The organism is Bradyrhizobium sp., from assembly GCF_047605465.1.
In the GTDB taxonomy this organism is placed as follows: domain Bacteria; phylum Pseudomonadota; class Alphaproteobacteria; order Rhizobiales; family Xanthobacteraceae; genus Bradyrhizobium.
The window spans coordinates 56,336-70,013 of the sequence record NZ_JASGFS010000003.1; the positions used below are offsets into that span (position 1 = coordinate 56,336).

The 13,678-nt window shown below is 63.1% G+C and carries 13 protein-coding genes; 9 read left to right on the plus strand and 4 right to left on the minus strand.

Annotated elements, in window-relative coordinates:
* Position 1: 1 nt before the first annotated feature.
* A complete protein-coding gene (locus tag QM712_RS03990) occupies positions 2-6,298 on the minus strand; it encodes a HAMP domain-containing protein (protein WP_415021748.1) in 6,297 nt (2,098 codons plus the stop codon).
* Between the two features lie 302 nt (positions 6,299-6,600).
* Between QM712_RS03990 and QM712_RS03995 the strand changes: the two genes are divergently transcribed.
* A complete protein-coding gene (locus tag QM712_RS03995; protein ID WP_415021749.1) occupies positions 6,601-6,897 on the plus strand; it encodes a hypothetical protein in 297 nt (98 codons plus the stop codon).
* Positions 6,898-6,902: 5 nt separating this feature from the next.
* Here QM712_RS03995 and QM712_RS04000 read toward each other — a convergent pair whose 3' ends face one another.
* Positions 6,903-7,415 carry a DUF4142 domain-containing protein gene (locus QM712_RS04000; RefSeq protein WP_415021750.1) on the minus strand — a complete coding sequence of 171 codons (513 nt, stop codon included), beginning with the start codon at positions 7,413-7,415 and terminating at the stop codon, positions 6,903-6,905.
* 95 nt (positions 7,416-7,510) lie between these two features.
* Here QM712_RS04000 and QM712_RS04005 point away from each other — a divergent pair, with 95 nt between their 5' ends.
* The 3 genes from QM712_RS04005 (at position 7,511) to QM712_RS04015 (ending at position 8,238) form a co-directional block, all read left to right on the plus strand.
* Positions 7,511-7,705 carry a hypothetical protein gene (locus tag QM712_RS04005; RefSeq protein ID WP_415022037.1) on the plus strand — a complete coding sequence of 65 codons (195 nt, stop codon included), beginning with the start codon at positions 7,511-7,513 and terminating at the stop codon, positions 7,703-7,705.
* Positions 7,706-7,821: 116 nt separating this feature from the next.
* Positions 7,822-7,953: a hypothetical protein gene (locus QM712_RS04010; protein ID WP_415021751.1), complete on the plus strand. Its 132-nt coding sequence runs from the start codon at positions 7,822-7,824 to the stop codon at positions 7,951-7,953.
* 78 nt (positions 7,954-8,031) lie between these two features.
* On the plus strand, positions 8,032-8,238 hold the full coding sequence (locus tag QM712_RS04015; RefSeq protein WP_415021752.1) for a hypothetical protein: 207 nt from the start codon (positions 8,032-8,034) through the stop codon (positions 8,236-8,238).
* A 169-nt stretch (positions 8,239-8,407) separates the two neighbouring features.
* Here QM712_RS04015 and QM712_RS04020 read toward each other — a convergent pair whose 3' ends face one another.
* Complete coding sequence (locus QM712_RS04020) at positions 8,408-8,656, minus strand: hypothetical protein (protein ID WP_415021753.1); 249 nt, start codon at positions 8,654-8,656, stop codon at positions 8,408-8,410.
* A 315-nt stretch (positions 8,657-8,971) separates the two neighbouring features.
* Between QM712_RS04020 and QM712_RS04025 the strand changes: the two genes are divergently transcribed.
* From QM712_RS04025 to QM712_RS04045, 5 genes are all read left to right on the plus strand, one after another.
* Entirely contained in the window at positions 8,972-9,166 is a 195-nt protein-coding gene (locus QM712_RS04025; RefSeq protein ID WP_415021754.1) for a hypothetical protein, read from the plus strand.
* A 306-nt stretch (positions 9,167-9,472) separates the two neighbouring features.
* Positions 9,473-9,847: a PRC-barrel domain-containing protein gene (locus tag QM712_RS04030; RefSeq protein ID WP_415021755.1), complete on the plus strand. Its 375-nt coding sequence runs from the start codon at positions 9,473-9,475 to the stop codon at positions 9,845-9,847.
* Between the two features lie 20 nt (positions 9,848-9,867).
* Complete coding sequence (locus QM712_RS04035) at positions 9,868-10,026, plus strand: hypothetical protein (protein ID WP_415021756.1); 159 nt, start codon at positions 9,868-9,870, stop codon at positions 10,024-10,026.
* 195 nt (positions 10,027-10,221) lie between these two features.
* Positions 10,222-11,385, plus strand: a complete 1,164-nt coding sequence (locus QM712_RS04040; protein ID WP_415021757.1) for an HlyD family secretion protein — start codon at positions 10,222-10,224, stop codon at positions 11,383-11,385.
* Positions 11,382-13,001: a DHA2 family efflux MFS transporter permease subunit gene (locus tag QM712_RS04045; protein WP_415021758.1), complete on the plus strand. Its 1,620-nt coding sequence runs from the start codon at positions 11,382-11,384 to the stop codon at positions 12,999-13,001. The genes QM712_RS04040 and QM712_RS04045 overlap by 4 nt, the downstream gene beginning before the upstream one ends.
* Positions 13,002-13,056: 55 nt before the next feature.
* On the opposite strand, the gene QM712_RS04050 is transcribed toward QM712_RS04045, so the two are convergent.
* Positions 13,057-13,524 (minus strand): winged helix-turn-helix transcriptional regulator, encoded by a 468-nt coding sequence (locus QM712_RS04050; protein ID WP_415021759.1) that lies wholly within the window; start codon positions 13,522-13,524, stop codon positions 13,057-13,059.
* Positions 13,525-13,678 lie beyond the last annotated feature (154 nt).

Below are 13,678 nucleotides of genomic sequence, written 5' to 3' on the forward strand. Positions count from 1 at the left end.
CTCAGCGGTGCAGCCACATGCGGATCGCAAGCAGCAATTGGTCGGTGTTGACGGGTTTGGCGAGATAGTCGGACGCACCCGCCTCCAGGCATTTTTCGCGGTCGCCCTTCATCGCCTTGGCGGTCAGCGCGATGATGGGCAGGCGCGCGAACGCCGGATTCTCGCGGATGACGCCGATGGTCTGATAGCCATCCATCTGCGGCATCATGATGTCCATCAGCACGATGGCGATTTCCGGGTTGGATTCGACCAATGTCACGGCCTCGCTGCCGGTCGTGGCCGTCAGAACCTTCATCCCGCGCCGTTCCAGGACGCTCGAGAGCGCGAAAATGTTGCGGGCGTCGTCATCGACAAGCAGCGCTGTCTTGCCGATCAGGTCCTCGTCGGAACTGTTCAGCTTCTCCAGCATCCGCTGCTTCTCGACCGGAAGTTCCGTGATCACGCGATGCAGGAACAGCGCGGTCTCGTCAAGCAGGCGTTCGGGCGATTCCACACCCTTGACCACGATGCTGCGCGCCATGGTGTGGAGTTCCGCATCCTCGTCCGCCGAAAGCTCGCGGCCGGTGAACACCACCACCGGGACGTTCGACAGCGTGTCGTCGTTGCGGATCTGATCGAGCACCTCGAAACCGCTCATGTCGGGTAGGCGCAAGTCGAGCACCACGCAATCGCAGGGATTTTCGCGCAGCGTCGACAGCGCGCCGGCGCCGGTGCCGGTCGCCACGATCTCGATGTCGTCATGGTGCAGGAGCTCGCGGATCGAGAGTTGCTCGGCCTCGTTGTCCTCGACGATCAGCAGCCGCTTGCGCCGTGGCCGCGCATATTCCTTGATCTGGGTCAGCGCGGCGGAGACACCCTCGGTCGTCGTCGGCTTGTTGACGAAGGAGAAGGCGCCGCGGGCCAGCGCGTGCTGGCGGTCCTCATCGAGCGTGATGATCTGCACGGGAATATGGCGGGTCAGCGGATTATGCTTGAGCTGGCTCAAGACCGTCCAGCCGAGCATGTCCGGCAGGAACACGTCGAGGGAGACTGCCGTCGGCTGATACTGCTTGGCGAGCTCCAGCGCTTCAGCGCCACGCGCGGCGACGAGGACCTTGAAGCCCTTGTCCCGGGCGCGATCGACCAGCACGCGCGCATAATGGGAATCGTCCTCGACGATCAGCAGAATGGTGTCGCCGGGCTCGAGATCGAGCCGGTCGTCGGGAAGCTGCTCGATGACGCGCTGCTCGGGCGCGGACGGCTGCAGCGCCGGGGGCTGGTTGAACTGTTGCGGCGCGGGCGCGGCGGGACGTGGCGCCTGTGTCGGGCCCGAATATTTCAGCGGCAGATAGAGCGTGAAGGTCGAGCCCTTGCCGGGCGCGCTGCGCAGATGAATTTCGCCGCCGAGCAGGCTCGCGAGCTCGCGGCTGATCGCAAGCCCGAGGCCCGTGCCGCCATATTTCCGGCTGGTGCCCGCGTCAGCCTGCTGGAACGCCTCGAAGATCAGCTTCTGCTTCTCCTGCGGAATGCCGATGCCGGTGTCGGAGACTTCGAACGCGATCACGGCCGGTGCGGAGTTCAGGACCGGATGATCCGTGCCCCAGCCGCCGACCGCGCCGGCGACCTTCAGCCGGACCTCGCCATCGGCGGTGAACTTGAAGGCGTTGGAGAGCAGGTTCTTCAAGACCTGCTGCAGGCGCTTGGAGTCGGTGACGATGCTGCGCGCGAGGTTCGGATCGACGTCGATCTTGAACGACAGGTTGCGGTTCTCGGCCTCGTGGCGGAACGGCCGGCCGACCGTTTCGAGCAGGTTCGCGGTCAGGATTTCCTCGGCGTCGACCGTCACCGTGCCCGACTCGATCTTGGAGAGATCGAGAATGTCGCTGATGAGGTTCAGCAGATCGGTGCCGGCGCCGTGGATGGTGCGGGCGAATTCGACCTGCTTGCCGGTGAGGTTGCCGTCCGGGTTGTCGGTGAGCTGCTGGCCGAGGATCAGGATCGAGTTCAGCGGCGTGCGCAGCTCGTGGCTCATATTGGCAAGGAATTCGGACTTGTACTTCGACGTCAGCGCGAGCTCGGTCGCCTTCTCCTCCAGCGCGCGACGGGCCTGTTCGATCTCCTGGTTCTTGCGCTCGACCTCGACGTTGCGTTCGGCGAGCTGCTGCGCCTTCTGCTCGAGCTGATCGTTGGTCTGCTGCAGCTCGCGCTGCTGTGTCTGGAGCTCTCCGGCGAGCTGCTGCGACTGCTTCAGCAGGCCTTCGGTCTGCATCGTCGCTTCGATCGAGTTGAGCACGATGCCGATGGAATCGGTCAGCTGCTCCAGGAAGGTCATTTGCGACGTCGTGAAGGAGGTCAGCGACGCAAGTTCGATCACCGCCTTGACCTGGCCTTCGAACAGGACCGGCAGCACGACGAGATTCTTCGGTGCGACCCGGAAGAGCGCCGAGTTGATCGGCACCACGTCGGGGGGAATATCCGCGACCATGCGTGGCCGCTTGTCGAGAGCGCATTGGCCGATCAGGCCTTCTCCGAACTGCAGAACGCGCTGGTAGGGGTAGACGCCGTCGCTGGCGTAGGACGCAAGCAGCAGAAGCTGCAGGTTTTCCTCGTTCTCGACCTGGTAGATCACGCCGGTATGCCCATTGACCAGCGGCGACAGCTCCGTGAGCAGCAGACGCCCCACGGTGGCGAGATCACGCTGGCCCTGGAGCATGTTGGTGAATTTCGCGAGGTTGGTCTTCAGCCAGTCCTGCTCTGTGTTCACGTCCGTCGTTAGACGGAGATTCGTGATCATCGTGTTGATGTTGTCCTTGAGCTCGGCGACCTCGCCGCGGGCATCGACCTGAATCGACCGCGTGAGGTCGCCTTTGGTCACGGCGGTGGCCACTTCCGCGATCGCGCGGACCTGCGAGGTCAGGTTGGCGGCGAGCAGGTTGACGTTGCCGGTGAGATCCTTCCAGGTGCCGGCCGCGCCGGGCACGTTGGCCTGGCCGCCGAGGCGCCCTTCGACGCCGACCTCGCGTGCCACCGACGTCACCTGGTCGGCGAATGTCGCGAGCGTCTCCGTCATGTTGTTGATGGTGTCGGCGAGCGCGGCGACCTCGCCGCGCGATTTCATGGTCAGATTCTGCTTGAGATCGCCGTTGGCGACCGCGGTCACCACCTTGACGATGCCGCGCACCTGCTCGGTCAGGTTCGCGGCCATCAGGTTCACGGTATCGGTGAGATCCTTCCAGGTGCCGGCGACGCCCGGCACGGCGGCCTGTCCACCGAGCTTGCCTTCTGTGCCGACCTCGCGGGCCACGCGCGTCACCTCGCCGGCGAACGCGTTGAGCTGGTCCACCATGGTGTTGATGGTGTTCTTCAGCTCGAGAATTTCGCCTTTCACGTCGACGGTGATCTTGCGCGACAGGTCGCCGCGCGCCACGGCGGTGGTGACTTCAGCGATGTTGCGGACCTGAGTGGTGAGGTTCGCGGCGAGCAGGTTGACGTTGTCGGTGAGATCCTTCCAGGTGCCGCCGACGCCGGGCACGACGGCCTGGCCGCCGAGCCGTCCTTCGGTGCCGACCTCGCGCGCGACGCGCGTCACTTCGGCGGCGAAGGATCGCAGCTGCTCCACCATCGTGTTCAAGGTGTCCTTGAGCAGGAGAATCTCGCCGCGCACGTCCACCGTGATCTTCTTGGACAGGTCGCCGCCGGCGATCGCGGTCGCGACCTCGGCGATGTTGCGGACCTGAGCCGTCAGGTTCGAGGCCATGAAATTGACGTTGTCGGTGAGGTCCTTCCAGGTGCCTGCGACGCCGGGCACCTCGGCCTGGCCGCCGAGCTTGCCTTCGGTGCCTACTTCGCGCGCGACGCGCGTCACTTCGCCGGCGAAGCCGTTGAGCTGGTCCACCATGGTGTTGATGGTGTTCTTCAGCTCGAGGATTTCACCCTTCACGTCGACGGTGATCTTGCGCGACAGGTCGCCGCGCGCCACGGCGGTCGTCACTTCGGCGATGTTGCGGACCTGCGCGGTGAGGTTGCCCGCCATCGAGTTCACGCTGTCGGTGAGATCCTTCCAGGTGCCGGCGACGCCGGGCACGTTGGCCTGGCCACCGAGACGCCCCTCGGTGCCGACCTCACGCGCCACGCGCGTGACCTCGCCCGCGAAGCGGTTGAGCTGGTCCACCATCGTGTTGAGGGTGTCCTTGAGCTGAAGAATTTCGCCGCGCACGTCCACCGTGATCTTGCGCGACAGGTCGCCGCCGGCGATCGCTGTCGCAACCTCGGCGATGTTGCGGACCTGGGCGGTCAGATTGCCCGCCATGGAGTTCACGGAGTCGGTCAAATCCTTCCAGGTGCCGGCGACGCCGGGCACGTCGGCCTGGCCACCGAGCTTGCCGTCGGTGCCGACCTCGCGCGCGACGCGCGTGACTTCTCCGGCGAACGCGTTGAGCTGGTCCACCATGGTGTTGAGCGTTTCCTTCAGCTGAAGGATCTCGCCCGAGACGTTCACGGTGATCTTCTTCGACAGGTCGCCCTTCGCCACGGCGGTCGCGACCTCGGCGATGTTGCGGACCTGGCCGGTGAGGTTCGACGCCATCGAGTTGACGCTGTCGGTCAGGTCTTTCCAGGTGCCGCCCACGCCGCGCACGACGGCCTGTCCGCCGAGCTTGCCTTCGGTGCCGACCTCGCGCGCCACGCGGGTGACTTCTCCGGCGAACGCATTGAGCTGGTCCACCATGGTGTTGATGGTGTCCTTCAGCTCCAGGATTTCGCCGCGCACGTCGACCGTGATCTTCTTCGACAGGTCGCCGCCGGCGACCGCCGTCGTCACCTCTGCGATGTTGCGAACCTGTGCGGTGAGGTTCGAGGCCATCGAGTTGACGCTTTCGGTCAAGTCCTTCCAGGTCCCGGCGACACCAAGCACGTTGGCCTGGCCGCCGAGGCGCCCCTCGGTGCCGACCTCGCGCGCGACGCGCGTGACTTCTCCGGCGAAGGCGTTGAGCTGGTCGACCATCGTGTTGAGCGTCTCCTTCAGCTGAAGGATTTCGCCCGACACGTTCACCGTGATCTTCTTGGACAAGTCGCCGCCCGCGATCGCGGTCGCGACGTCGGCGATGTTGCGGACCTGCGCGGTCAGGTTCGACGCCATGAAATTGACGTTGTCGGTGAGGTCCTTCCAGGTGCCGGCGACGCCGGGCACCTGGGCCTGTCCGCCGAGCTTGCCTTCGGTGCCGACCTCACGCGCCACGCGCGTTACTTCCGATGCGAAAGAGTTGAGCTGGTCCACCATGGTGTTGATGGTGTCCTTCAGCTCCAGGATTTCGCCGCGGACGTCGACGGTGATCTTGCGGGACAAGTCACCACGCGCCACTGCGGTGGTCACGTTGGCGATGTTGCGGACCTGCGCGGTCAGATTGCCGCACATCGCGTTGACGGAGTCGGTGAGGTCCTTCCAGGTGCCGGCGACGCCGGGCACGATCGCCTGTCCGCCGAGCTTGCCGTCGGTGCCGACCTCGCGCGCGACGCGGGTGACTTCGGACGCGAACGAACGCAGCTGGTCCACCATCGTATTGATGGCTTCCTTGAGCTGAAGGATTTCGCCGCGGACGTCGACGGTGATCTTCTTGGAAAGGTCGCCGTTGGCGACCGCGATCGTCACCTCGGCGATGTTGCGAACCTGGTTGGTCAGGTTGTTAGCCATCGAGTTGACGCTCTCGGTCAGGTCTTTCCAGACGCCGGTCACTTCGGGGACCTCGGCCTGTCCGCCGAGCTTGCCCTCGGTGCCGACCTCGCGCGCTACGCGTGTCACCTCGGAGGTGAAGACGCCCAGCTGCTTGATCATGGTGTTGACGATGGTCGCCGACTGCAGGAATTCGCCGCGCAGCGGGCGGCCGTCGACGTCGAGCTTGACGGTCTGCAGGAGGTCGCCCTGCGCGACCGCGGCAACCGCGCGTGTCACCTCGCGCGTGGGCCATAACAGGTCGTCGATCAGCGTATTGACGGAGCCTTCCATGTCCGCCCACGAGCCGCTGGCGAGGCCGAATTTCACGCGTTGCCGCGTCTTGCCCTCGCGACCGACGACTTGGCCGACCAGCTCCAGCTGCTGTGCCATGCGCTGGTTGGCCGCGATGATTTCATTAAAAGTGTCTGCGATCTTTCCGTCGATGCCGAGATAATCCCCGCTCATCCGCACGGAAAAATCGCCGCTACGCATGGCCTGCAGAGCGATCAGCAGCTCCTGCCGGGAATCCGGGTCCGACGTACCATTGATTTTTGGCTTTGGGACGCGACGACCGGAGCGCGACGCAGTTTCGGGACCGAGGTCGCTCATACTAATTCCCCCGCAGGCGTCGGCCGAATCCAAAGGCATGACGCGACTGGTCAAAATAGAGCGTCAGCCAAATTCGAAATCAAGCGCCAACGTTGCGGCGCAAGAAAAATGGAACCTGCCTTGCTCAGCCCGATGTCATCAACGACGAAGAGGGGCGTTGGTTCCGTCCGGTTTCAGAAAAATTTCAGTCTCTTGCTCCGGTTTGCGCAGGAGGCGTCGTGATGCGTCCTTGCGACGCGCCGGGGCATATTAGGAACGGACAGTGACCCCTGCGGTTAACGAGCGAACACAGGGAGAGTACGATGAAAGCCGGATTGTGGGTTTGTGTCGCTGCGTTGTTTGCCGCAGAAGCGGCTCTCGCACAGACCGGCGGCCCCAGCGGTCGCGGAGCCGTCACGGGCGATCCCGCTGCGAGCTCCGCCACCCCGCATGCGGGTTCGCAGACCACGGGGACTTCAGCGAAGTCGAGCCCGAGCGGCAGCGGCACCTCGACCTCGGGCGGCAAGGATGCCAATGGAGATGCTGGCCGCGACAATATGCCGGATAGTAATCGCGCCGTTCGGCCGTTGGACCAGCAGCATCATCCGGAGGACAAATAGGGCTGTTACTTGTCGGCCATGGTTTGCGCCGCATCCTTCAGTTGGGTGCGGAGGGTCGGCAGCTGTTCGCGCGCGAACGCAGCGAGCGCTCCGTTGTCGGGCGCTTTCAGATAGCGTTCGAGCAGGCTGATCGCGGATTCATATTCAGGGATCTGCGCGGCATAGAAGCTCTTGACGTAAGTCGGGCCATCGGAGTTTTCCGGCTCGACGAGACCGGCGCTCACCGACGTCGTCTTGCTGGCGCGCGGCTCCACGCCGATCGCTTCTTGAATCTGCTTCAAGGACTTGTCGCGCTTGGCCGCTTCTTCTGCGCGCAAAGCTGCAAGGTTTCTCACCTCGGTGTTACCCTTCAGATCGGCGGTCTCCAGAAGGCCCTGTTGAAAGCGGCTGAAGCTGTAGAGACCGCTGATGACGTCGGTTGCGCTCGGCGTGCGATCTCCCTGTGCCTGCTCGACGGTGTTGTCGGCAAGGGCCGCAGTGCTGATGAACGCCAGGACTATCGCGACAAGAACTCGCATGGATTTCCAATGATTGTCGGCGCGTGAAGTTCCCGGAAGGTTACGATCCCGTAAGGACGGTTGCGGCCGTGAAGTTCCGTCACCACGTCTTCGTAATGAAACAGTCTGAGATTTTCAGAGATAACGCCGACAACTGCCTGCAACTGGCCGAGCGCGCCGAAGGGCAGCCAGCTTACAATCGCTACTCGCGCATGGCGGAGGCCTGGACGGCACTGGCGGACGAGCAGGACTGGCTTGACGGCGAGATTCCGCCTGTGACGGTTCGTGTCGCCCATGCGCACGATGCGTGAGTTCTCGTTCTTGTGTCTTTGTGTGTGAGACCGCTCACGGAATGCGGCCGACCAATCTAGGATCAATGAGGAATAGTCTGTCGCCTTGATTTTTAATTCCAGAAGGAGGTTTAGCGATGGCTCCACGTCTGGCACTTTTCTCATTCATTCTCGCCTTTGGCGTCTCGGTCGCATTCGCGACGGTGACGACGGTGCGGCAGGTTCACCAGGAAAATGCCGCAGCTGCGGTCCACGCGGTGCACAGCTAGCCTGATGGCACCGTGCGCCCCGGAACATTCGATGGGCCGGCGCGTAACCGCTTCGGGACTTCAGAAGCGAGAGGAAACATGGCCCATTCCGACCACGGCATCGTCAGGGACAAACGGGCAGAGGACCAGCCACGCAACAAGCAGCGTGCGCAGACCGTACACGAGGCGGACCGCAAGGGATCGCCATCGCGTGAAGCGACGCGCGATCCCAGACTCACGGACCATAACAAGACGCCGGGCTCCGGCGTGATGCCGGATGATTCCGGCGACGCGCCCACCGGCTAGCCTCGCGAGGAACGAATCCTCGCACGAGGAGTCGACAGGTTGCTTCTGGTTGTCATGCCCCCGGTGCTCCGGAAGCAATCTCCAAGGACGGCCCTGGCTCCCCCCGTGCCGGGGCCGTTTTGCTGACGGGGCCTTATGGTTCGGATGGTTTTAAGTTCGCATTTGGCGATCAACCGTTGGGATCCGGATCATCTTCGCCTTGCGTATGACCGGTCGGCCCGCGACCGAACACGCCGAAATCGCTCGACTTGACTCCCGCCGCCGCATCGATGCCCGCGGCGGCAAGTCCGAGCTTCAGCAATTCGCGCACTGCCGCTGCGCGCGTCGGCATGCGGTGCTTGAAACGAAAGTCGTCAACTGCAGCCAGCTCTTCCGGTGAGAGCATGACTTGAAGGCGCTCTGCGCGGAGGTCGTTCATGTCTGTCACGCAAATTGAGCAGTTTGAGTAGTTTACTCAACAAACGAACTTGGCGGGAGTTCCATAAGAGTCGGGAAAGTCCTCAAATGAGTAAAAATAATCAATAAAATCAATAAGTTAGGTTGAAACGAATCGCGCGATGGCGCATTCTCTTTGTGAAAGGGAGATTAGCCATGGCCGAAAAAGTCAGGTTGCCCCGCGAACTGTCACAGGAGCCTGAAGCACCGAAGCCGCTGCGCCCGAGCCACCAGAAGGTCATCGAGCAAGTGGAGCGATGGGCCAATAGTCCCGGCCTCCAACCCCCAAGGACACGCGATGAGGAAACGTTCTGAGCCACATACATTCGAGCAACGTCTCGACGCGCAGCGGTCGCGACTGGAGAAAGAACTGTCGGATCTGCCCAATGGCGATAGGTACGATTCCGTGGTCGCACGTATCGAGCAGCTTCAGACCGCTGCCGAGATGTACGATTTCCTGATGCTACGCGCAGCCGATGCGGTCCCTCGCTGATCGCAGTCGCCAAGGCTGGCGGCGGCCCGCTTGCGAGGTCGTGAAAATGCCCACGGCGCTGAGCCCGAGACCGGTAGCCCCGCAGCAGTGCTCGTCCAGTGCGTAAGCAGGCGCGACCCGCGCCAGCGAGCGTGCGGTTACGACGTCGCGCGGGAGGCACTCAGCGCGCCGAACACGCGTCAGCGTGTGTCTCCGGCCAAGTCTCTTCCGCGCCATGGGTCTTCGGCGAATGGATCGAGCGCTCCATCTTGGAACGATAGCTTCCAAATCCGGTTGGTCCCGGCAATGGCTGAGTGGAGAATTGAGATGCTAAATCAAGGCGAGTTGGACCGGTCTGAAATGGGCCGGCTGATCGGCAGTGACAAGGTCGAGGGAACGTCGGTCTACGGCACCGATCGCAATCGTATCGGTTCGATCGAACGCGTGATGATCGACAAGGTCAGTGGCAAAGTCTCTTATGCCGTCCTCGGCTTCGGCGGATTTTTGGGGCTCGGCAACGACCATTATCCGTTGCCCTGGCAATCGCTGAAGTACGACACCGAGCTCGGTGGCTATATCACGGGCATCACCGCCAAGGCGCTCGAGGGGGCCCCCAAATACAGCGAGCGGACCGATTGGAATTGGGGCGATGATGCCGCCATGCGGGGCGTCAACGCCTACTATGGCGTCCCCTTCGTATAGGAGTTGCAGAGGGAGGTCCTATGAACAAGGAGCAGCCTACCGACGATCCCCGGCATCAGAACGATTGGGGTTTGCACGCGCAGACCGTCAAGCCCTGGAAGGGCAATGCCGAGAAGGAGCAGACGTCGGGCGAGGCAAAGCCGGATCTCGAGACATGGCACGAGACGAAGACGCACTGAACTGCGCTCACGAAGATCACCTCAAGACAAGCGCGACACCACATGTGTCGCGCTTATTTTATGAGCATTGCGTGCAGGAATGAGGGTACTGCAGGCTGCGGCCGGAACCATGCTTCGACGCTGCGGTTAGGCTCGGCGTGCAGGCCCGGCGTTGACTGTCTTGCCGCCGGCACAATCCCGAGAAAGGTGTTCACCGTGGATGCTCAGACACGTGGGCGCGATCCGTCAGCGGAGCAGCCGCAACGGGCGAAGGACGTTCCACGGAAGGAAACTCCCACGACGTCTCCTGACGCCGGAGAACGGTCCGAGAAGGCGAAGAGGGCTCCATCGCTGCGTGACCGGCTCCGCGAGCATCGGCTGCTCGCGTCCGTCGGCGCCGTCGTGCTGATCGCGGCGGTCGTCGCCGGGATGCTGTATTGGCTCGAGGTGCGCCATTACGAATCCACCGACGATGCTTTCATCGCAGCGCGCAGCTTCTCCGTGGCTTCGAAGGTCGGCGGCTATGTGACGGATGTTCCGGTCACTGACAACCAGCACGTCACCGCGGGCGATCTTCTCGCCAGGATCGACGAACGCGATTACCGAATCGCCGTCGATCAGGCGACGGCTCAAGTTGCGGTTTCGAAGGCCAACATCGCCAACGTCGAGGCGCAGATCGATGCGCAGCAGGAACAGATCAAGCAGGCGCAGGCACAACTCGAACAGGCTCAGGCCCAGCTCCAGTTCTCCCAGGAGGAGTTCGCGCGCGCCCAGGATCTCGTGGAGAAGGGCGCCGGCACGGTGCAGCGCCAGCAGCAGACCCGCTCCGATCTTCAGGCGCAGCAGGCCAACACCGAGCGAGCCAAGACTGCGGTCACCGCGGCCCAGGTCACCGTCAAGACGCTGCAGGCGCAACTTGAAGGCGCCAGGGCGCAGCTCGAACAGTCACAGGCGCAGCTCGATCAGGCCAAACTCAATTTGCAGTACACCAGCGTCGTCGCCGCGCAATCCGGGCGCGTCGTCAAGCTCAGCGGCTCCAAGGGGACCTTCGTCACGGCAGGGCAGAGCCTGATGATGTTCGTGCCCGACGAGGTCTGGATCGTCGCCAACTACAAGGAGACGCAGCTCAACGACATGCGTCCCGGCCAGCCGGTCGATATCCGCATCGATGCCTATCCCGGGCGCAAGCTGACCGGTCATGTGGATTCGGTCCAGCCGGGTTCGGGAACGGCGTTCAGCCTGCTGCCGGCGGAAAATGCCACCGGCAACTACGTCAAGGTTGTGCAGCGCGTGCCCGTGAAGATCGTGGTCGACAACTGGCCGGCCGACCTGCCGGTTGGGCCGGGCATGTCTGTCGTGCCCTGGATCCGGGTGCGATGACGGATGTCACGCAGGGTGGCGCGTCGGCAGGAGGCTGGTCGCCGGAGCGTTCGGCAGCCGGCGGACACAATCCCTATCTGATCGCCTTTGTCGTCTCGATTGCCACCTTCATGGAGGTGCTCGACACGACCATCGCCAATGTCGCGCTGCGCCACATCGCCGGTGGATTGGCGGTCGGCATCGACGAGAGCACCTACGTTATCACCAGTTATCTCGTGGCCAACGCCATCGTCCTGTCGATCTCGGGCTGGCTGTCGACCGTGATCGGCCGCAAGCGCTTCTACATGATATGCGTAGGCATCTTCTCCTTCGCGTCGCTGCTGTGCGGCTTTGCCTGGAGCCTCGAGGCGCTGGTGTTGTTCCGGATCCTGCAGGGACTGGGCGGCGGCGGCATGGCGACGAGCGAGCAGGCCATCCTCGCCGACTCCTTTCCGCCGCAGAAGCGCGGCCAGGCGTTTGCCATCTACGGCGTCGCCGTCGTGGTCGCGCCGGTGATCGGCCCGACATTGGGCGGCTGGATTACCGACACTTATTCGTGGCACTGGGTCTTCCTGATCAACGTCCCGATGGGAATGATCTCGCTGTTCCTGGTGGGCACCTTGGTCAAGGAACCATCAGGCGCGGAAGAAGAGCGCCGAAGGCTGCTGAGCAGAGGATTGCGCGTCGACTACATCGGCTTCCTGCTTGTGGCGATCGGTCTCGGATCGCTCGAATTCGTGCTCGACGAGGGCCAGCGCAACGACTGGTTCGGATCGAACATGATCGTCGTCTTCGCCGTGCTCGCGGCGGCCTCCCTCCTTGCGCTGATCCCCTGGGAGTTGACACGCGAAGAACCCATCGTCGATCTGCGCCTGCTCGGTCGCCGGCAATTCGGTGCCTGCTTCCTGGTCATGCTTGCGACCGGAGCGGTGCTGATCTCGACGACGCAGCTCCTGCCGCAACTGCTTCAGACCGAGCTGAACTACACGGCGCTGCTGGCGGGCCTCGCCTTGTCCCCCGGCGGCATTGCGACGCTGGTGCTGATGCCCCTGGTCGGCCGTCTCGTCAGCACGGTCCAGCCGAAATACCTCATCATGTTCGGGGCGGCCGTCGTCGCATTGTCGATGTGGCACCTGACGGGGATCACCGGCGATATCACCTACGGCTATGCGGCGATGTCGCGCGTGTTCCTGGCAATCGGACTTCCCTTCCTGTTCCTGCCGGTCACCACTGCATCCTATGACGGCGTGCCACCGGACAAGACGAATCAGGCTTCCGCTCTGATCAATGTCGCGCGCAACATCGGCGGGTCGATGGGGGTGGCGCTGGCGCAGACGGTTCTGGCGCAGCGCCAGCAGTTCCATCAGAGCCGGCTGATCGAGCACACGGCGCCATCCGACCTCGGTTATCAGCAGACCATCGATGCGATGACTCGCTATTTCCAGGCACAAGGCTCGAACGCGACCGACGCGGCGTCGCAAGCGGTCGCCTGGGTCGGAAAGACCTTGCAGCAACAGGTCGATTTTCTCGCCTATATCGACGTGTTCTGGACACTGGCGATCGTCGCGATGCTGATGATCCCCACGGCCGCAATGCTTCGTTCGATCGACCTCAGTGCGCCGGCACGCGGGCATTGAGTGTTTCCCGTATTGCCGGCCCTGCGGCGCACGGACGGTGTCGAATGCGGCGGTTCTACCCCGTCGCCGTTTCCTTTCGTCCCGGCCCTGGATGCACGTGCACCTGTTTCGCGCGCAATACTTCGCCGCATTCCGAGCACACCATCACGGGATCGAACAGCTTGCCGCAATTCTTGTGCTCGTGCAGCAGCGGGCGGCCACGCTCGTCGCCCATATGGGTGTCGCCCCAATGCACCATCGCCATGATGATCGGATAGAGGTCGAGCCCCTTCTGCGTGAGGATGTATTCGTAGCGCTTCGGCGACTCGGAATAGGGGACGCGGCGCAGGATGCCGAAGCGGACCAGCTTCTTCAGCCGTTCGGAGAGCAGGTGCCGCGTGATCTGAAGCGAGGACTGGAAGCCCTCGAACCGGCGTACCCGCAGGAAGCATTCGCGCAGGATCAGCAGCGTCCAGCGGTCTCCGATGGCCGCAACGGTGCGGGAGAGCGAGCAGGGCTCCTCGTCCAGCGTGTCCCACTTCATGATGCGGTCTCCAGCTCGTAAGTCTGAAAAAGGAACTGACTTGAACAATCAGAGAAATTTACATCTAAGATTAGCAGGCGGTGTTCGAATTTGACAGTTCTATTTTAGAACTATAGCCTTTGTTCAATCATGCCCCGCCGCATCGACCGCGGTG